The organism is Streptococcus sanguinis (genome assembly GCF_003943655.1).
Taxonomy (GTDB): Bacteria; Bacillota; Bacilli; order Lactobacillales; family Streptococcaceae; genus Streptococcus; species Streptococcus sanguinis_F.
Window position 1 is genome coordinate 35,596 of sequence record NZ_RJMM01000010.1, and the last position, 20,765, is coordinate 56,360.

Here is a 20,765-nt window from a genome sequence, read left to right on the forward strand (position 1 = left end):
GTTTACCTCCTAGTATTCTACGATAATGTCGGTTTCAAGCTGACGCTCCAGATTGCTCAAAGCGTCGTCAAAATTATGGAATTTATCAATGTTTTGAGCATTCAGTTTTAAGCTGCCAGACTGAAACTGAATTTCTTGGTCAGTTTTTTTATTTTCAAAGCGCATTGTCGTCAAATCGGCACGCACTTTCTCTTGGAAATATTCCTTGACTTCCTGATCCAGATCTTCTACCAGAACTAGAAAGTTACCATTTGATACATAGTAAACAGTTTCTACATTCTGGAAGTCCCAGTTGAGCAGCCGTAAAATTCTCTTGAGCATCCGCTTGTACTCCCGAGAGTGAATTTGATAAAAATGATGATTGTGTGCCCAATGAACCAGTAAGGCCTGAAAGGCTGGAGCTTCTTCCAGATGCACCTTCTGAACTAGCTCATCATAGGCCTCAGCAGCATCTTCACTGTCATCCTGCACTAATCCCAAACGCTGATGGAGATAGAAATTCACTCGACTGGTCAGCCAAGCGCTGACAGGGAAGACATAAAGCAAGAAGAGAACTTGATTATCTGGTAGGTAAGTTACATCAAAGAGCAAGATTAAAGTTGCGATAACCACACCCAGAATCATAGCCCATGTCACCAAGAGATCGGATAGGACAAAGACACTAAAAATACCTAATAAAATCAGCGCGATTCCGATATAAAATATGTTAGCTGCAAAATTCCAACTGTAGAAAAGAATTAGTCCAATTGCCAGTACAAAGACTGCTAATGATTTTTCTAGTCCTTTTTTCCTAAACATCTTTTACTCCTGTCTTAAATTCTTCCGGCCTAGCCGTCTGCTTAAAATAGTGAGCTATTGCTTGAGCAATCCGCTCAGAAGCCTTACCGTCACCATACGGATTGCTGGCTTGGGCCATTTCCTGATAGAGTGACTCATCTGTCAGCAGAGCTTCCATCGCCTCTGCTACTGCTTGAGTTTCTGTACCGACCAGCTTCAAGGTGCCGGCTTCAACTCCTTCTGGTCTCTCTGTTGTATCACGAAGTACCAGTACAGGCTTACCTAAGGAAGGCGCTTCTTCCTGCACTCCGCCTGAGTCTGACATGATGAAGTAGCTTTTAGCTGCGATATTATGGAAATCCAACACATCTAAAGGCTCAATCAGATGAATTTTCTCATTGTCACTCAGAATTTCTCTGGCTGCTTCCTGAACCGCTGGGCTCAGGTGAACGGGATAGACAATTTCCACATCATCATGGGCATCTACAATCTGCCGTAGAGTTCGAAAGACCCTTCTCATCGGCTCACCTTGATTTTCCCGGCGATGCATGGTCACCAAAATCATCTTGCGAGCTGGATTAATACGGTCAAGCACCTCGTGGTGATAATCAGCTTGGACGGTCAGCTTGAGAGCGTCGATAGCTGTATTTCCTGTCACAAAAACTGTTTCTGCCGGATGGTTTTCCTTGAGCAAGTTAGCCTTACTCTGATCCGTTGGTGCAAAATACAAGTCGGTCAAAGAGTCGGTCATCTGACGATTCATTTCTTCTGGGAAAGGAGAGTATTTATTCCAAGTCCGCAAGCCAGCTTCTACGTGGCCGATACGAACTTGATTATAAAACGCTGCAAGACTAGCCGCAAAAGTCGTTGTCGTATCACCGTGCACCAGCATAATATCTGGCTTGTTTTCCTTTAAGATATCATCCAGCTTATGAAGAATCTTGACAGTAATATCTGTCAGGGTTTGATTCTTCCCCATAATATCCAAATCATAATCAGGCTTAATCTTAAAAGTTTCAAGTACCTGATCCAGCATCTGACGATGCTGAGCAGTCACAACTGTTGTTGTCTCAAACAAGTCTGCCTGCTTCTTCAGTTCAATAACCAGTGGAGCCATCTTAATTGCTTCTGGACGAGTTCCAAAAACAACCATTACCTTAATTTTCTTCATTTTTCCTCACCAAAAATCAACATTGTTATATTAACTTTTTACTAAAAAATGTTTGTTTTAAGTAACCTTAGTTATTTTACCATCAAGCGTTTCAATAATCAAAGCATGAACTATTATTTTATACTTTCTTAATAGTAATTTACATGTTGGTAACTTATTTAAGATTATTTTAATTTTCTTAACTTAACTGTAACTTAAAATTGCTGAAATTTTTCGGTTTTCTCAAAAAAATAAATAAAAAGGAAAGAACTTATAGGCTTAAAGTCCTATTTTATGCAGAATTTTGTGCTTTTTACCTATATTTTTTAATCTTTATTCATTGTAATAAAATATTATTCTATTTGTAATCTAATTATTTTCTATTCTTTATATTTCAAAATCCTCCCTTCATGAATGAGCTAGCTAGATAAATGCCATCTACCGTTCTCTATAATCTTCGACCACTACCATTAAAATCAACCTCCTCTTTTTTAAAATTTCGAACCTCCCCCTCCTACTATTTTAGGATTTTTAAAATAGTATAACCTAGCGCTATCATACTACAAAAAAACCAGCTACCTCCCTGATTAAAAATAAATATGGCGTCTCGCATCATAGAAAAACTGAAACAGGAAATCTCGAGTATTTCTTCTATAGTTGTTTATCCATAAAGGAGAACTTAACAACAACTTTCTAAGTATATTATAGGATAATATTTAGTAGGGAGCAAGAAACTATCGGCTACAACAAAAAATCCCTCCCGATTTTCGGGAGGGAAAGTTCCTTATTTAAGAACAATATTTTCTTCAGTTTCAAATCCACCTGGCAGTTCTGTCACTTCGTCGATAATTTCAACTTCATTGACAGCCTGAGGCTCCAGATTGCGGTAGCGGGCCATACCTGTACCGGCCGGGATAATCTTACCGATGATAACATTTTCCTTGAGTCCAAGCAGATGGTCTTTCTTACCGCGGATAGCAGCATCTGTCAGGACACGAGTTGTTTCCTGGAAGGAAGCTGCAGACAAGAAGCTGTTTGTCTCAAGGGAAGCTTTGGTGATTCNCATGAGGACTGGACGAGCTGTCGCAGGCACACCGCCTGAGATAACCACATCACGGTTAGCATCTGTAAAGTCAGTGATATCCATGAGAGTTCCCATAAGAAGATCTGTATCACCTGGATCCATGACGCGTACCTTGCGAATCATCTGACGAACCATTACTTCGATGTGTTTGTCGCCGATTTCTACCCCTTGGCTACGGTAAACTTTTTGTACTTCGGCAAGCAGGTAAGTTTCAACAGACAAGACATCGCGGACAGCCAGCAAGTGCTTAGGCTGGATAGAACCTTCAGTCAAGGCAGCACCACGGGAAACTTGGTCCCCCACTTCAACCTTCATGCGGGCTGTAAATGGTACCACATATTCACCTTCGCCAGTTTGGCCTTTAACAAAGACCTTCTTAGTACGAGTAGATGCATCTTCTTCGATGGCAGTAACTTCACCCTTGACTTCAGTGATGACCGCTTCCCCTTTCGGATTGCGGGCTTCAAAGATTTCTTGGACACGAGGAAGACCTTGCGTGATATCGGTATTAGAGGCAACACCACCCGTGTGGAAGGTACGCATGGTCAGCTGTGTACCAGGCTCCCCGATAGACTGGGCAGCGATGGTTCCGACTGCTTCACCGACTTCAACCGCATCACCAGTTGCCAAGTTGATACCGTAACAATGACGGCAGACACCGTGGCGGGTGTTACATGTAAAGACGGAGCGGATGGTTACTTCTTCAATCCCATTTACAAATTCATCATCTTCATTCTTGATTTTGAGATTTGCAATTTCAGCAGCCTTGTCTTCTGTGATCAATTCATTTGCACCAATGATAACTGCACCAGTTTCTGGGTGTTTAACCGTTTTCTTAGTATAACGACCGATGAGACGCTCTTCCAGAGACTCGATCATTTCCTTGCCTTCTGTGATAGAAGTTATAAGAAGTCCACGATCTGTACCACAGTCGTCTTCACGGATAATCACATCTTGGGCAACGTCAACCAGACGACGAGTCAGGTAACCAGAGTCGGCAGTCTTAAGGGCCGTATCGGTCATACCCTTACGAGCACCGTGAGTCGAGAAGAACATTTCCAGAACAGACAGACCTTCACGGAAGTTAGACAAGATTGGCAATTCCATGATACGTCCATTTGGCGCAGCCATCAGACCACGCATACCGGCCAACTGGGAGAAGTTAGAGATGTTACCCCGGGCTCCAGAGTCCATCATCATAACGATAGGGTTCTTAGGATCCTGGTTGGCAACCAAACGTTTTTCCAATTTCTCACGTGCTGCTCGCCACTCAGCAGTAACTGCATTATAGCGTTCGTCATCAGTAATCATACCGCGGCGGAATTGTTTAGTAATTTCTTCAACACGCTTGTGGGATTCTTCAATAATCTCAGCCTTGTCTTCAACAACTGGGATATCAGCGATACCCACTGTCAGACCAGCCAAAGTAGAATGGTGATAACCCAAGTTCTTCAAGCGGTCAAGAAGAGCAGATGTTTCTGTAGTACGGAAGCGTTTAAAGATTTCCGCAATGATATTACCAAGATTTTTCTTCTTAAACGGAACATTGATCTCAAGCTGTTCAATGACTTCCTTGATGTCTTGTCCTGACTCCAAGAAGTACTTAGCTGGCACACCTTCTGTCAAGTTAGCATTGGTTGGCTCTTGCAGATAAGGCAATTCCTCTGGCATAATCGCGTTAAAGAGAATTTTACCAACAGTGGTGATCAAAATCTTATGCTTCTGGTCTTCTGTCCAAGGCTTATTAAGACTATCGGTTGCGATACCAACACGAGTATGCAAGTGAACATAACCGTTGCGGAGGGCCATGACCGCCTCATCCATATCCTTGAAAATCATGCCTTCGCCTTCGCGGCCAGCCTCTTCCATGGTCAGGTAGTAGTTCCCCAAGACCATATCCTGAGATGGTGTTACAACTGGTTTACCGTCTTTCGGATTCAAGATGTGCTCAGCAGCCAGCATGAGGATACGAGCTTCAGCTTGCGCTTCCTCTGACAATGGTACGTGGATGGCCATTTGGTCACCGTCAAAGTCGGCATTGTAAGCTTCACAGACCAGTGGATGCAAACGCAAAGCTTTACCATCAATCAGCACTGGCTCGAAGGCCTGAATTCCCAAACGGTGAAGGGTCGGTGCGCGGTTGAGAAGCACTGGGTGTTCCTTGATCACTTCTTCCAGAATATCCCAGATACGCTCATCTCCACGCTCTACCAAGCGTTTGGCAGCTTTAACGTTCTGCACGATATCGCGAGCAACGATTTCCCGCATCACAAACGGCTTGAAGAGCTCAATCGCCATTTCACGCGGCACACCACATTGATACATTTTCAATGTAGGACCAACGGCAATAACGGAACGACCTGAGAAGTCAACCCGTTTACCCAGCAAGTTTTGACGGAAGCGACCTTGCTTCCCTTTGAGCATGTGGCTCAGAGACTTGAGTGGTCGGCTGCCTGGTCCCGTGATTGGACGACCACGACGACCGTTATCAATCAACGCATCAACCGCTTCTTGAAGCATACGCTTCTCATTTTGAACGATGATACCAGGGGCATTCAACTCAAGCAAGCGAGCCAAACGGTTGTTCCGGTTGATAACCCGGCGATAGAGATCATTGAGGTCAGAAGCCGCAAAACGACCACCATCCAGCTGAACCATAGGACGCAAATCTGGCGGAATAACCGGCAGGATATTGAGAACCATCCATTCTGGTTTATTACCAGACTTGTAGAAGGCGTCCAAGACATCCAAACGACGGACAGCCTTGATCCGTTTTTGACCTGAAGCAGTCTTCAATTCTTCTTTGAGGACAGCAATTTCAGCTTCCAAGTCCACTTGTTTCAATAGGTCTTGAATAGCTTCTGCTCCCATTTTGGCTACAAATGAGCCTGCACCGTACTCGCGTAAACGTTCACGATACTCACGCTCCGTCATGATTGACTTGTGCTCTAGCGGAGTATCCTTAGGATCAATCACCACATAAGCCGCAAAATAAATAACTTCTTCCAAAGCGCGCGGGCTCATATCCAAAGTGAGCCCCATGCGGCTTGGAATTCCTTTAAAGTACCAAATATGTGAAACTGGTGCCTTCAACTCGATATGGCCCATACGCTCACGGCGAACCTTGGCGCGGGTTACTTCAACACCACAGCGGTCACAGACGATTCCTTTGTAACGAATCCGTTTGTACTTACCACAGGCACATTCCCAGTCCTTGGTTGGACCGAAGATCACTTCGTCAAAAAGGCCTTCGCGTTCTGGTTTCAGGGTTCGGTAATTGATTGTTTCAGGTTTCTTCACTTCCCCATAAGACCATGAACGAACCTTATTTGGAGAAGCTAGGGTGATTTGCATACTTTTAAAACGATTTACATCAACCACTATTTCTTACCTTTCTTCATTTTCTAATCAGTGTGTATTCTTATTCTTTTCCTTCAGCCTCAAAAGCTGCTTTGGCTTCTTGAGCCGCTTTTTCACGCGCTTTTTCAAGATCGTCAACGTGGATCACATCATCATCTTCACCTTCGTCTAGGTCACGCAGTTCTACTTCATTGTCGTCTTCATCAAGAACTCGCATGTCCAGACCAAGAGATTGCAATTCTTTGACAAGAACGCGGAAGGATTCTGGCACACCTGGTTTTGGAATTGGTTTTCCTTTGGTAATAGCTTCATAAGCTTTCAAACGGCCATTGACATCATCTGACTTATAGGTCAGGATTTCTTGCAGAACGTTAGAAGCACCGTAAGCTTCCAAGGCCCAAACTTCCATCTCACCAAAACGTTGTCCACCAAACTGAGCTTTACCTCCGAGCGGCTGTTGGGTAACCATTGAGTAAGGACCTACTGAGCGGGCATGGAGTTTGTCATCTACCATGTGGTGGAGCTTAATCATGTACATGACACCGACAGATACACGGTTGTCAAACGGCTCACCGGTACGTCCGTCATAAAGAATAGTCTTGGCATCGCTGTCCATACCAGCTTCGCGGACAGTATCCCAGAGATCTTCTGAGCTTGCTCCATCAAAGACTGGCGTTGCAATATGGATGCCCAAGTTACGCGCTGCCATACCAAGGTGAAGCTCCATAACCTGACCGATGTTCATACGAGATGGTACCCCAAGTGGGTTCAACATGATATCAACTGGTGTTCCGTCTGGCAGGTAAGGCATGTCTTCCACAGGAACGATACGGGATACAACCCCCTTGTTTCCGTGACGACCGGCCATCTTATCTCCGACCTTGATTTTACGTTTTTGAGCGATGTAGACACGAACCAACATATTAACGCCAGATTGCAGTTCATCACCATTAGCACGGGTAAAGATCTTCACGTCACGAACCACTCCATCGGCACCGTGTGGCACACGCAGAGAGGTATCACGAACTTCACGAGATTTGTCACCAAAGATGGCATGAAGCAGACGCTCTTCAGCAGAAAGGTCTTTTTCACCCTTTGGAGTGACTTTCCCGACTAGGATATCGCCTTCTTTGACTTCCGCCCCAATGCGGATAATCCCCATTTCATCAAGGTTGCGCAGGGCATCTTCCCCTACGTTTGGAATTTCGCGGGTAATTTCTTCAGGGCCAAGCTTGGTGTCGCGAGTTTCTGATTCGTATTCTTCCAAGTGAACAGAGGTGTAGACATCGTCTTTCACCAGACGCTCACTCATGATAACCGCATCCTCGAAGTTGTAACCTTCCCATGTCATGTAAGCAACGATTGGGTTTTGTCCCAGGGCCATTTCTCCCTTTTCCATAGAAGGTCCGTCAGCGATAAAGTCGCCTTTTTCAACGACATCGCCAACTTTCACCAAGGTACGTTGGTTGTAAGCAGTTCCTGAGTTAGAACGGCGGAATTTTTGAATTTGGTAAACATCAAGAGAACCATCTTCACGGCGGACTTCAACCTTGTCAGCATCCGCATAGGTAACCTTACCATCATGCTGGGCAATGACTGCTGCACCAGAGTCGTGGGCAGCTTGGTATTCCATACCAGTACCGACATAAGGCGCTTTTGGATCAATCAAAGGCACAGCCTGACGCTGCATGTTGGCACCCATTAGGGCACGGTTGGAGTCGTCATTTTCCAAGAAAGGAATACATGCTGTCGCTACGGCAACTACCTGCTTAGGCGATACATCCATGTAGTCTACTTGGTCTGACGGGAATTCTTGGTTATTACCTTGGTGGCGTCCCATAACAATAGGCTCCGCAAAGCCGCCTTTTTCATTAAGCTTAGAGTTGGCCTGCGCTACGATAAATTCATCTTCCTCATCAGCGGTCAGCCAAACGATTTCGTTAGTTACTACACCAGCTTCACGGTCTACCTTACGGTAAGGCGTTTGAATAAATCCGTATTTGTTAAGGTGTCCATAAGAAGACAAGTTATTAATCAAACCAATATTTGGTCCTTCAGGCGTTTCAATCGGACACATACGACCGTAGTGAGTATAGTGCACGTCCCGCACTTCATAGCCAGCGCGGTCACGTGTCAAACCACCAGGTCCTAAGGCAGAAAGACGGCGCTTGTGAGAAAGCTCAGACAGCGGATTGTGTTGGTCCATGAACTGAGACAACTGAGAAGAACCAAAGAATTCTTTAATAGCTGCAGTTACTGGACGGATGTTGATGATTTGTTGCGGTGTGAGAACTTCATTGTCTTGAACAGACATCCGTTCACGAACATTACGCTCCATCCGAGAAAGTCCCAGACGAACTTGGTTGGCCAAAAGTTCGCCAACTGCACGAATACGACGGTTCCCCAAGTGGTCAATATCATCTACACGACCGATACCTTCAGCCAAGTTGAGGAAGTAGCTCATCTCAGCCAAGATGTCAGCTGGTGTTACAATCCGAACCTTGTCAGATGGATTTGCGTTACCGATGATAGTCACAACGCGGTCTGGATCAGTTGGTGCCACTACCTTGAACTTCTGCAATTCTACAGGAGCTGTCAAGACAGCTGAGTCGTTTGGAATATAAGTGATTTTGTTCAAACCATTGTCCAACTGCTCTGCAATGCTGTCAATCACACTGCGGGTCATGACTGTACCAGCTTCAACCAAGATTTCTCCTGTTTCAGCATCTACCAATGGCTCTGCAATGGTTTGGTTCAGCAAGCGTGTCTTGACGCTGAGTTTCTTATTGATCTTGTAACGACCAACTGCTGCCAAGTCATAACGATGCGGATCAAAGAAACGCGCTTCAAGAAGGGAACGAGAACTTTCAGCCGTTTTAGGCTCACCTGGACGAAGACGCTCATAGATTTCTTTCAGAGCTTCATCTGTACGGGAGTCCATTGGGTTCTTGTGGATATCTTTTTCGATGGTGTTGCGCACCAAGTCGCTGTCACCAAAGATGTCCAAGATCTCATCATCACCTGAGAAACCAAGCGCACGCACCAAAGTGGTAAATGGAATCTTCCGTGTCCGGTCAATACGAGTGTAGGCAATGTCTTTTGAGTCTGTTTCCAACTCTAACCAAGCTCCGCGGTTAGGAATAACCGTTGAACCGTAGCCAACTTTTCCATTTTTGTCAACTTTATCGTTAAAGTAAACCCCTGGAGAACGCACCAACTGGGATACGATAATCCGCTCACCACCATTGATGATGAAGGTTCCCATTTCAGTCATGATTGGGAAATCACCAAAGAAGACTTCCTGAGTCTTGATTTCACCAGTTTCCTTATTAATCAGACGGAAAGTCACAAAGATTGGCGCTGAATAGCTGGCATCGTGAATGCGTGCTTCTTCCAGCGTATATTTAGGCTCACGGATTTCATAGCCGACAAATTCCAATTCCATGGTGTCGGTAAAGTTTGAAATAGGAAGTACATCTTCAAAGACTTCCTTCAGACCATGATCCAAGAAATCTTGGAACGAATCCGTTTGGATTTCAATCAAATTTGGTAAATCAAGAACTTCCTTAATTCTTGAGAAACTACGACGGGTACGGTGTTTACCGTATCGAACTTCATGTCCTGCCAAGTTTTTACTCCTTTATGATAAGATACTGAGCCCTTGATAAAGCGAGAAGAAAGGTATCTTTTTCTCAACGCTTTGAGGGCGAGTTCTGTGAAATGTTTTCAGAGGAAAATCCTCTGTCATTTACAATGCTGCAAAACAGCCACAATCAGTCCCTTTTGTTTAATTTTCAGAAAAATTAAATTATGGTTACATAATTCGTTTTTCCTAAAAATAGGCACAAAAAGAGCAGCTAAATCTGACTTATTCAAGTTTGATTTAACTGCTGTAAGCTTCTATTTGGACAATATTTCAAATAAAGCACACGACAAATTATTATTATCATTATACCTTATTTAGCTAGAAATTGCAAGGATTTCATCCGCTTTCTGAAAAGTTAAAACTGTTCTTGATGCGCTAATTCCCCTGCCGATTATTGTTGGAATTGGAACTTGAATTAGAATTGGAGGTAGAACCGCCCAGAATAGCTGACCAAGCCTTCTGATAATCCGCATCTGATGCCCCGATACCAAAGCGGTAGGTCGTGGTCGGAGCACCATTTTTAGCCCAATAGCTAGGCACTGTCGGACCACTGAGATTAACAGAGCGGCCGTTTACCGTTACTGTCCCTGGCTTTTCTCCTGTGGACTTGAGTACATCAGACTTAATCACACTCGGATCAAGAGTGAACTTATCACCAACACCCCAGGCATTCGGATCTGCCTGATAGATGGCATCTACCATATAGGCCATGTAGGAGGCGTTATTGTTATAACCAGTCAACGCTGCCATAGAGCTATTATCATCATGACCGATCCAGCCTCCCAAAGTCATCTTTGGAGTAGAAAGCATCAGCCACATATCGCCGTTGCTGTTGGTCGTTCCAGTCTTACCAATCCAGTCGGCTCCAGCCAAGGTTCCGTTAACCTGACTGATTCTGGATTTATAGGTCGTAGTCGCTCCAGAATTGATAACTCCCCGCATGAGCTCCTGCATAATCGTAGCTGCTGCCGGACTGTATATCTGAACCGGGTTGGCCTTATGCTGGTATATTACCTTCCCATCTCGGTCAGTGATTTTTTCAACCATGTATTTTTTCTGGTAGGTTCCATTATTAGCCAAGGTTTGGAAACCATTGGTGTGCTGAGCTACAGATACTTCGATTCCGCCGCCCATTGGGAGACTCTCAATGCTGTAGTCATCGATGTAATAACCCATTTTTTCCATATAGCCACGGACATTGACACCTTTCTCGCGTAATCCGCGGTAAGTCCAATAAGCCGGGATATTCCAAGAAGTATTGAGAGCTTCTTGCAAATCCATCATGGCCGTACCACGACTGTCCACGTGCATGATTGGATCGCCGCTTGAAAAGTTAGTCGGATAGTTAGAAAGAACGCTGGCGCTGCCCATCAGACCTTGGTCAATAGCAATCCCATAAGCCAGAATCGGCTTAATAGTCGAACCCGGCGAGCGCTCTGTATCAAAGGCATGATTGTTCTGATTGGAAGCATAATCTCTGCCGCCAACAAAGCCAATCACAGCACCGGTTTTGTTATCCAAGAGGACATTTCCCACTTCAACTGCACCAGTGCCGTCATCCAAGATGCCGCCATAGTTGGCTACTGCATTTTGCATAGCGATGTGGATGTTCTTGTTAATCGTGGTGGTGACAGTATAGCCGCCATCGCTCAGTTCCTTAGCGGCCAATTCCTTGTAGGCTTTGACAGTGTCATTGTTTTTCAGCTCTTGCTGAGAAACATTATCCCGCTGAATCAAGTACTCGTACATGGTCTGCTGAGCTTCTTCAATCGCTGTGTAATAAAGGTAGCCATGCGAAGATTTTTCCGAGCTTTCAGAAGGCTTGAAATCCTTGGTCAAGTCGTAGTCCTTGTACTCCTTGTACTCTTTCTCGCTTAGATGGCCCGTCCGGTACATATTATAGAGCACATCCTTGGCACGTTCCAAGCCCAGAGCCATATCCCCTTCACTCTTGAGACTGCCATCCGCTGCATAAGGCGAATAAACAATCGGGCTCTGTGGCAAGCCGGCAATAAAAGCAGACTGGGGCACAGTCAAATCCTTAGCAGAAACACCAAAAATCCCTTGAGCAGCTTCTTCCACACCAGCGATATTCTGCCCCTTATTGTTACGCCCAAAAGGCGAAACGTTCAAGTAGGTGGTCAAAATATCATCCTTGGACATGTAGCGCTCCAAAGCCAGCGCATCGACAATCTCCGCCGCTTTCCGCTTGAAGGTCGGCGCATCGCCCACCACCTGCTGCTTGATTAGCTGCTGGGTAATGGTTGAACCCCCGCTGGACGAGCCAACTCCGACAACAGAGCCGAGCGTAGCCCGAAGCACAGCTTTAGGCACCACTCCGTTATGCGTTTCAAAATTCTCATCCTCTGTAGCGATAACGGCTTTTTTTACATTTTCAGAAATGGCGTCACTCTTAACCGGGATGCGGAGCAAATCATTATCCACTTCTGCAATCAAGCTACCATCAGCATAGGTAAGCTTAGAAATCCCAGAGATATTATTCACCTGCTTGACCAGCTCTTCTTGCTTGGGCACTTCAACCTTACTGAATAGACTAGCTGCATAGCCTATCCCGATCCCAGCACCAATTACGCCACCGAAGAAGATAAACACAAAAGCCATATTCATCAGAAGCTTAAAAGTCCGCAAGAAAACAGCAAAAACATCACCGATAGACCAGCCGTTGTTGCTACTGCCGATTTTCTTGCTCCATTCTGGAAGATGTATTTTTTTGATAAAATGCTGGGCTTTTTCCCAGAACTCTTTTAATTTTTCTATTAATTGTTCCAAGTTTGATTCTCCTTGTTATCTTCCCATTATACCAAATATCTATGATTTATTTCAAGGAATCATTGCTATTTAAAAGCTTTATGATACAATAGAGTAACATAAATTTAAAATATAAATAAGCCAATTTCTTGGCTTTTAGAATAGGAGAGACATGATGCACATTTTTGATGAGCTAAAAGAACGTGGCTTGGTATTCCAAACCACTGATGAAGCAGCTTTACGCAAAGCCTTAGAAGAAGGACAAGTCTCTTATTATACCGGATACGATCCAACCGCTGACAGTCTGCACCTTGGCCACTTGGTAGCCATTCTGACTAGCCGCCGCCTGCAACTAGCTGGCCATAAACCCTACGCTCTGGTTGGAGGAGCAACTGGATTGATTGGCGATCCATCTTTTAAGGATGCAGAGCGCAGTCTCCAAACCAAAGAAACGGTAGAAGGCTGGGTAAAATCCATCCAAGATCAGCTTTCTCGTTTTCTGGACTTTGAAAAGGGTGATAATAAGGCCGAAATGGTCAACAACTATGACTGGTTTAGCAGCATCAGCTTTATCGACTTCCTGCGTGACGTCGGCAAATACTTCACTGTCAACTACATGATGAGTAAAGATTCCGTCAAGAGCCGGATTGAGACAGGGATTTCCTATACAGAATTCGCCTACCAGATCATGCAAGGATATGACTTCTATATCCTCAATCAAAACCATAGTGTAACCCTGCAAATCGGTGGTTCTGACCAGTGGGGCAATATGACAGCAGGTACAGAACTCCTGCGCCGCAAGGCTGACAAGACTGGCCATGTGATAACCGTTCCGCTCATTACTGATGCTACTGGCAAAAAATTTGGTAAGTCAGAAGGCAATGCTGTCTGGCTCAATCCTGACAAGACTTCTCCTTACGAAATGTATCAATTCTGGATGAATGTCATGGACGCAGATGCTATCCGCTTCCTGAAAATCTTCACCTTCCTGTCCTTGGATGAGATTGAAGAAATTCGTCAGCAGTTTGAAGCAGCACCACACGAACGCTTGGCTCAGAAAGTCCTAGCTCGCGAAGTGGTCAGTCTGGTTCACGGTCAAGAAGCTTACCAGGAAGCCCTCAACATCACTGAGCAGCTCTTTGCCGGAAATATCAAGAACCTATCCGTCAAGGAACTCAAACAAGGTTTGCGCGGTGTGCCTAACTATCAGGTCCAAGCAGAAGACAACCTCAATATTGTAGAACTGCTTGTGACAGCCGGCGTGGTAAACTCAAAACGTCAAGCCCGCGAGGATGTCCAAAACGGTGCCATCTACCTCAATGGCGAGCGCATCCAAGATTTAGACTATGTCCTTAGCGCCTCAGATAAACTGGAAGACGAGCTGACAGTTATCCGCCGCGGTAAGAAGAAATACTTTGTCCTGACCTACTAAAGATAAAAATCCGATTACCTGAATCGGATTTTTCTATGTCTTACCAAGGAAAGGACATTCAACTTTATAAAAACAGATAGAAAGAGAGTTCTCATGAAACCAAAACTCGCCCGCTTTGCCCAAGCTTCGGCTCTGGCCTGCCCACTTTGCCAGCAAAGCTTGGCTATGGAAGAAAGCAGCCTCAAGTGTCTTAATCGCCATTCCTACGACATCGCCAAATTCGGTTATGTCAATCTAGCTCCCCAGGTCAAACAAGCTAGAGACTATGACAAAACGAGCTTTCAAAATAGAAAAGTCATCTTGGAAGCCGGCTTTTATCAGCATATTCTAGATGAGTTGCAGGATCTGCTGCAGACCCTGCCTAAAGAACAGACCATTCTAGACGTCGCTTGCGGAGAGGGCTACTATGCTCGAAAAATTCAGGAAAAATTCCCCAACAAAGAAATTTACGCTTTTGATCTATCCAAAGATTCTATTCAACTAGCTGCCAAAAGTGATCAGAGCCTTGCTGTAAAATGGTTCGTCGGGGATTTGGCACACTTACCCGTTCAGGATCAAAGCATGGATGTCTTACTGGACATCTTCTCACCAGCTAACTATCATGAATTTCAACGAGTATTGAAAAAAGAGGGGCTTATCATTAAAGTCATCCCGACAGAAAGTCATCTGAAAGAAATTCGTCAAAAAGCTACTCAATATCTGGACAAGAAAGATTATTCTAATCAAGATATCATCCAGCACTTCCAGAAGCACTTTACGATTCTATCCAGAAAAACCGTAGAATCCACACATGCCCTGCATTCTAAGGAGAAAACTGCCCTACTGCAGATGACTCCTTTACTCTTTCATGTTGAAAAAAATCTAATCAATTGGGAGCAGCTTACACATGCCACCATTTCAGCTGAGATTCTTATCGGAAAACTAAAACAAGAAAAAATCTAAGCTCCTTTCAGTAAAAAACGCTGTTATAACAGCCATTTTAAAAACGCAGACAAGCCTGTCTGCGTTATTTGTTTATCAACTGATTAATAGACTGTCTTCTCTGTCTCTGGATCAAAGAAGTGCGCTTTATTGAGGTCAAAGCCTAGGTCAATACCTGCACCAGTTTCTAGGTAATCCCGTGAATCCACACGCGCTACAAACTCACTAGAACCCACTTGGCAGTAGAGGTGAGACTCTGCTCCCAGCAATTCTGAAACAGAAATCTTAGCATGGACAACTGAATTCGGGAAAGTTTCCAAGAAAGCAGCTTCCGCATTGATATCTTCCGGACGAATACCGAAGATCAGCTCCTTGCCCTCGTAATTTTTCTCCCGCAGAACCTTGAGAGCTCCTTCTGGCACAGTCAAGCGCAGACCTTCTGCTACAATCTCATTCCCTTCAAGCTTAACTGGGATAAAGTTCATAGCTGGGCTGCCGATGAAACCGGCAACGAACTTATTAACTGGGTTGTTATAGACTTCTTGAGGTGTACCAATCTGCTCCACTCGTCCAATCGTTCCAGTTCCAGCAGGATTCTTGGTCGCTGACATGATAACAATCCGGTCAGCCAGAGTCATAGCTTCAGTCTGGTCGTGGGTAACATAAATAGTTGTTGCCCCGATACGACGGTGAATCTTGGCAATCTCTGCCCGCATAGAAACACGTAGCTTAGCATCCAAGTTAGACAAAGGCTCATCCATAAGGAAAACCTTTGCATCCCGAACAATAGCGCGTCCCATTGCTACCCGCTGACGCTGACCACCAGATAAATCAGCTGGCTTACGCTGCAAGAATTCCTTCAAGCCCAAGATTTCTGCTGCTTCATTGACCCGTTTTTCAATATCTTCCTTGCTGTACTTGCGCAGCTTGAGACCAAAAGCCATGTTGTCGTAGACAGTCATATGCGGATAAAGGGCATAGTTCTGGAAGACCATAGCGATATCACGATCTTTTGGCGCCACATCATTGACCACTGTACCGTCAATAGAAGCAGTTCCTTCAGTGATGTCTTCAAGACCCGCAATCATACGCAGAGTAGTTGATTTTCCGCAACCGGACGGACCAACAAAGACGATAAATTCCTTGTCCTTGATATCTAAATTGAAGTCTTCCACTGAGTAGTGGTCGCTGTTGGGATATTTTTTATAGATATTTTTTAGATTTAATTCGACCATAATAAGCCCCTTCTTTTGAATAAAAATATTTTATTTTAAGCTCTCGTTTGCAAAGCGCTTTCACATTGTCCATTATATCGTTTTTTTTTGACTTTTTCAAGCACTTTTAGTAAAACGTTTGCATAATTTTTGAAAATTTTCTCCATCAAAAAAAGAGACCACTGGGCCTCTTTAAAACTTATTCTTCTTTTTTTCTACTACGGAATGACAATCCAGCTGCGCCTAAAGCGCTGATAAGTCCTGCAACTGTGAAAAGAGCATTAGAAGCTTGACCCGTATGCGGCAAGACTGACGCACCACTCTTACTTTCCTTGTTTTTAAGCTGAGCTAGCTGGGTGACCTTAGCTGATGAAGACTGCTCTTGTACTGATTTGGTCCCATCAACTGCTGGCAAAATACCGCTAGTTACTTGGTAAGCAGGTAAAGCATCAGCTACTGCCGCGTCAGCAGCATTGACACCGCCGGTAAATTCCGGAAGAGCCGCCATTTGAGGAGCGCTGTCTGGATGTGCACTCCTGACTGATGGCTGAACGCCAGCATCATAGGCGTTATTTTCTGCCATGGTTGGCTCAGAATCATTGACGCCTCCTGTAAATTCAGGCCGTGTTACTGTTGCTCCTTCTGAATCATTTACATTTCCACTAAATTCTGGTTGTACTGAAGACTGCGGAGCTGTATCGGGATGAGTTCCAACTTCATGGCTGGACAAATCATATTCCGACGCCGTTGCCGTTGCTGGCTCAGAGTCGCTGACGCCTCCACTAAATTCAGGCCGTGTTGCTGTTGGTGCTTCTGAATCATTTACATTGCCACTGAATTCTGGTTGTACTGAAGACTGTGGAGCTGTATCGGGATGAGTTCCAACTTCATGGCTAGACAAATCATATTTCGACGCCGTTGCTGTTGCTGGCTCAGAGTCGCTGACGCCTCCACTAAATTCTTGCCTATCTTCCTGTGGTGAATCACTTGGAATAGAAGAAGCTGTCTTAGCTTTAGCAGCATTCTTGACAATCGCTTCTAGATTTTCAAGAGCTTTTGTCTGCTCAGCAGCAATCTGTTCCTGCAGCTTCTCTGCTTTTTCAGCACTGTCTACACTATCATCTAGCTGCGCAATCGCATCTGTCACCGTCTTTAATACTGCTAGAATCTTTTCTTTAGCTTGCTTTTTATCGAGTTCTGAAAGTGTTTGATGATGTTCAATTGCTTCAATCTGTTTGTCGACTTCTTCTTCAAGCTCATCTAAAACCAAATCTTTGCCAACTGGATGAATCGTGTCCAAGCTAGCAATTCCAGCTTCCTCAATTCTCTCCAGTTCTTCTTCGGTATCAGCCTTTTCAAGCGCTGTTTTCGTATCTGCTAGAGTTGCTTCCGCTTCAGCTTTAGCCGTAGCCCGTTCTGCATCTGACAGATTCGGGTTGCTCCGTAAGTCTGTTAGCTTATCAGACAGAGCAAGATCTAGTTTCAGTCCAGTCGTAGCTTTCAGCAAACCTTGCTTCTCTGCCGCTACCTGTTCTTGAATTTTTTCGGCATCATCAGGACTTTCAACCCAAGCATTATAAGCTGCAATTGCTTTTTGAGCTATGGCTGCTGCATCTTCAATTTTCTTTTTAGCTGCAGTTTTTTCCTCAACAGAAAGACTTTGACTCTTCTCAACAGCCTCGATAGTAGCTGTTTTTTCTTCCTGAATTTCTTTTAAGAACTGCTCTTTGCCAATAGGGTGAATCTTGGCTAAGCGGGCTATAGCTGTTTCTTTTTCCTGGTCATAGACTTCCTGAGAATCTGCTCCTTCAATAGCCTTCTTGGCTGCTTCCACCACCTGCTCTATCTCGCCTCTAACTGCTTTCTTTTCTGCTTCTGAAAGATTAGGATTTGCTTCCAAGTCAGCTAACTTGGAAGCCAGAGTGAAATCTACGGTTGAACTTGCTATAAATTTGAAAAACTTATCTTCCTCGGTTACTGCTTGCTCTTGAATCACTTCCGCTTGCTCAGCTGTTGTTGCATTAACATCTAATTTCTGAATTGCATCTTCTGCCTCTGCTGCCTTCTTCCTTACAGACTCTTGGAAGCTTTTCTTTTGCTCCTCAAGCAGTAAATCGCTACTATCTACAAGTTTGTCAAACTCTGCTTTTCCATTTTGGATTTCATCTAGAAGTAAATCTTTGCCGACTGGATTGATAGAGTTGATGTCTGCCAATCCATCTTCCTTAGCTTGATCAATCCTTTCTTTATCCTCAGCTGCAGCAATTTCATTCTGAGCCTTTGCAGCTGTTTGATTGACTTCCTCCTTAGCTGCTGCAAGCTCCTCAGCTGACAAATTTGGATTATTCCCAAGATCTGTCACTTTCTCAGCCAGAAACGTGCCTACTTCTGTATTAGCAGCCTCCCTGACCGTTGTCAAATCCTGATTTACTGGCGATGCAGCGACCGGAGTCTCTACTGCATTTGCCACTGGCCGCTCCTCATCTGCCGCCACCATACTGTGACCTAAAAACAGAGCACAAATAAGGACTGAACTAACACCTAAAACTGACTTCCGAATAGAATATCGCAAAACTTTTTCTGTTCTTTTCATTTTATTCTCCTCTGAACATATTTTATTTTCCTGATCAGTAACCCTTAATAAAAAGTCCAGTCAAACCTCCCATAAATCTTTCAGATTAGGTAATCTTTAAACTACACTTTCTATTTGACTTCTGATAAGATTTTTTATTATTTTATCATATTAACTTGTTAAAATAAAAGAATTATCGGCTTGATTTATGTACATTTTTGTGAAATCGTCCAGTTTTTAAACAGACATGATGTCCAGAAATTAAACTAAAAATTTTTCCATTTAACAATGTGTAAACTTTTTTAGTAAAAATTCCGGGCTATTTTCTAGCTTATTTCAGACAGAAAAAGTAAAATGGTATAGGAGGGATAAAATTATGGCTCTTAATACACGAGATAGGATTTTAGATGCATTTTTTGAATTAGCAGATAAACAGCCAGACAGGTCGCGTTTTACCTTTACAGAAATCGCTAAAGAAGCCGGTTTGTCAAGACAAGCTATTTACAAACGACACTTTAATAACACTACTGAAATTATCGAATACATTCGCCAAGATATGGTAAAGCAAGCCTTTGCCCCCAACTGGAATAGCAACAATGCTGAAGCGGACTTAGATCCTTTCACTTTTTTGGCTCAAACGATTCTTCCCGCTATTTATGAGCAACGCCAACGCATTAAAATATTATATACTAGTTCTGTCGATCCCTTGTGGAGCGATTTTATTACTGCCAGTTACAAGGACTGGATCGAGCAGAATTTAAATCTTGACCACCAAAAATTAGGTATTCCTGAAGACCTGGCCAATCAACTGCTGGCCGGCTGGATTAGTTCTCTTATTGAGAATTGGATCACTCAGGATGACCCCGTTCCTTGCAAGCAGTTCTCTAAGACATTTCTCAACCTTGTATCTTCACCCCTAACCAGCTTTGCTGCCTATGATAGTCCAGCTGGTCCTTCAAATAAAATTGTTATCGCATAACCAACTAGAAGAAAAACAGAGAAATGACAGAACCGGTCCTTGTAAGGTAAGACTGGTTTTTTAATATTTTTATATTAAATTTTAAAAATAATTGGACATTTCCTCTATAAAGTGTTATCATTTTAGTTGACAAGCGGTAAACTATTTTGTTGGAATTTGCTCTGTTTTTAGACAAACCAGCAAGAACTTAATAAAAAAGAAGGAAGGTACTTATGCCCCAAGATACTCGAGACAAAGTCGTCAATGCCTTAATTGAGCTGGCAGAGCAAAACCCTGAAAAGTCTTATTTTACTTTTTCAGAGATTGCAAAACAAGCTGGTCTATCGCGCCAGGCTATCTATAAAAAGCATTTTAGCAATGTTGAAGACATTATCCAATACATCCGCCAAACAATTATGACTCCGTTTTTGCCCCTGTATGAAAGCTACGAAGAAGGAAATGGAGAAAATCCATTCTGCTTCTTTGCCAAGCATATGATTCCTACCCTCTATGACCATAGGAAATGGATGAAGGTGCTCTATACTACAGCTATCGATCCTTTCTGGAGTGACTATCTATCTACCTTCTTCACTCAGTGGGTCGTGCAAAATTTAGAAATTGACTCTAAAAAATTGGGAATTCCAAAAGAAATGGCTACGGAAATTGTTGTTAGATGGATTAACTCCCTCATTGAAATTTGGATTATCAAAGAAGATCCTATGCCAGCAGAGGATTTCGCCAAGCTCTTCCTGAATGTGATTTCAACCCCTATGGATCAGTTTATAACACCTCACAGTGAATCCTAATTCAACTCAAAATTATGAAGCCCGCCTAATTTAGGCAGGCTTTTTTGTCGGCAAAATTTCTTACTCTCCCAAAGAA

General features: G+C 43.8%; 11 protein-coding genes. 4 read left to right on the top strand and 7 right to left on the bottom strand.

Annotated features, from left to right (window positions below; genetic code table 11):
* Nucleotides 1–9 precede the first annotated feature (9 nt).
* From D8886_RS05830 to pbp1b, 5 genes are all read right to left on the bottom strand, one after another.
* Nucleotides 10–798, bottom strand: coding sequence for a hypothetical protein (locus D8886_RS05830; RefSeq protein WP_125382177.1), 789 nt, complete (start codon nucleotides 796–798; stop codon nucleotides 10–12).
* On the bottom strand, nucleotides 791–1,948 hold the full coding sequence (gene wecB / locus D8886_RS05835; RefSeq protein ID WP_125434534.1) for a non-hydrolyzing UDP-N-acetylglucosamine 2-epimerase: 1,158 nt from the start codon (nucleotides 1,946–1,948) through the stop codon (nucleotides 791–793). Before wecB ends, D8886_RS05830 begins: the two co-directional genes overlap by 8 nt.
* A 763-nt stretch (nucleotides 1,949–2,711) precedes the next feature.
* Nucleotides 2,712–6,392 carry a DNA-directed RNA polymerase subunit beta' gene (rpoC, locus tag D8886_RS05840; RefSeq protein ID WP_125434536.1) on the bottom strand — a complete coding sequence of 1,227 codons (3,681 nt, stop codon included), beginning with the start codon at nucleotides 6,390–6,392 and terminating at the stop codon, nucleotides 2,712–2,714.
* Nucleotides 6,393–6,432: 40 nt separating this feature from the next.
* The gene (rpoB, locus tag D8886_RS05845; protein ID WP_125434538.1) at nucleotides 6,433–9,999 is read right to left on the bottom strand and encodes a DNA-directed RNA polymerase subunit beta; all 3,567 of its coding nucleotides are present in this window, start codon (nucleotides 9,997–9,999) and stop codon (nucleotides 6,433–6,435) included.
* Nucleotides 10,000–10,392: 393 nt separating this feature from the next.
* Entirely contained in the window at nucleotides 10,393–12,807 is a 2,415-nt protein-coding gene (gene pbp1b / locus D8886_RS05850; RefSeq protein WP_125434540.1) for a penicillin-binding protein PBP1B, read from the bottom strand.
* A gap of 154 nt (nucleotides 12,808–12,961) precedes the next feature.
* On the opposite strand from pbp1b, the gene tyrS reads away from it, so the two are divergent.
* Complete coding sequence (gene tyrS / locus D8886_RS05855) at nucleotides 12,962–14,218, top strand: tyrosine--tRNA ligase (protein ID WP_032912553.1); 1,257 nt, start codon at nucleotides 12,962–12,964, stop codon at nucleotides 14,216–14,218.
* A gap of 93 nt (nucleotides 14,219–14,311) precedes the next feature.
* Nucleotides 14,312–15,160, top strand: a complete 849-nt coding sequence (locus D8886_RS05860; RefSeq protein WP_002910866.1) for a methyltransferase domain-containing protein — start codon at nucleotides 14,312–14,314, stop codon at nucleotides 15,158–15,160.
* 83 nt (nucleotides 15,161–15,243) lie between these two features.
* On the opposite strand, the gene D8886_RS05865 is transcribed toward D8886_RS05860, so the two are convergent.
* Both D8886_RS05865 and D8886_RS05870 read right to left on the bottom strand, forming a co-directional pair.
* Complete coding sequence (locus D8886_RS05865) at nucleotides 15,244–16,374, bottom strand: ABC transporter ATP-binding protein (RefSeq protein ID WP_002910867.1); 1,131 nt, start codon at nucleotides 16,372–16,374, stop codon at nucleotides 15,244–15,246.
* Between the two features lie 178 nt (nucleotides 16,375–16,552).
* Nucleotides 16,553–18,946, bottom strand: a complete 2,394-nt coding sequence (locus tag D8886_RS05870) for an SIALI-17 repeat-containing surface protein (protein WP_125434542.1) — start codon at nucleotides 18,944–18,946, stop codon at nucleotides 16,553–16,555.
* Between the two features lie 355 nt (nucleotides 18,947–19,301).
* Between D8886_RS05870 and D8886_RS05875 the strand changes: the two genes are divergently transcribed.
* A complete protein-coding gene (locus D8886_RS05875) occupies nucleotides 19,302–19,904 on the top strand; it encodes a TetR/AcrR family transcriptional regulator (RefSeq protein WP_002896831.1) in 603 nt (200 codons plus the stop codon).
* Between the two features lie 212 nt (nucleotides 19,905–20,116).
* On the top strand, nucleotides 20,117–20,689 hold the full coding sequence (locus D8886_RS05880) for a TetR/AcrR family transcriptional regulator (RefSeq protein ID WP_125434544.1): 573 nt from the start codon (nucleotides 20,117–20,119) through the stop codon (nucleotides 20,687–20,689).
* Nucleotides 20,690–20,765: the final 76 nt, after the last annotated feature.

Coding starts and splice junctions, on each gene's coding strand:
- D8886_RS05860 (WP_002910866.1), top strand. CDS start 14,312: ATGAAACCAAAACTCGCCCGCTTTGCCCAAGCTTCGGCTCTGGCCTGC.
- D8886_RS05875 (WP_002896831.1), top strand. CDS start 19,302: ATGGCTCTTAATACACGAGATAGGATTTTAGATGCATTTTTTGAATTA.
- D8886_RS05870 (WP_125434542.1), bottom strand. CDS start 18,946: ATGAAAAGAACAGAAAAAGTTTTGCGATATTCTATTCGGAAGTCAGTT.
- tyrS (WP_032912553.1), top strand. CDS start 12,962: ATGCACATTTTTGATGAGCTAAAAGAACGTGGCTTGGTATTCCAAACC.
- D8886_RS05865 (WP_002910867.1), bottom strand. CDS start 16,374: ATGGTCGAATTAAATCTAAAAAATATCTATAAAAAATATCCCAACAGC.
- D8886_RS05830 (WP_125382177.1), bottom strand. CDS start 798: ATGTTTAGGAAAAAAGGACTAGAAAAATCATTAGCAGTCTTTGTACTG.
- wecB (WP_125434534.1), bottom strand. CDS start 1,948: ATGAAGAAAATTAAGGTAATGGTTGTTTTTGGAACTCGTCCAGAAGCA.
- D8886_RS05880 (WP_125434544.1), top strand. CDS start 20,117: ATGCCCCAAGATACTCGAGACAAAGTCGTCAATGCCTTAATTGAGCTG.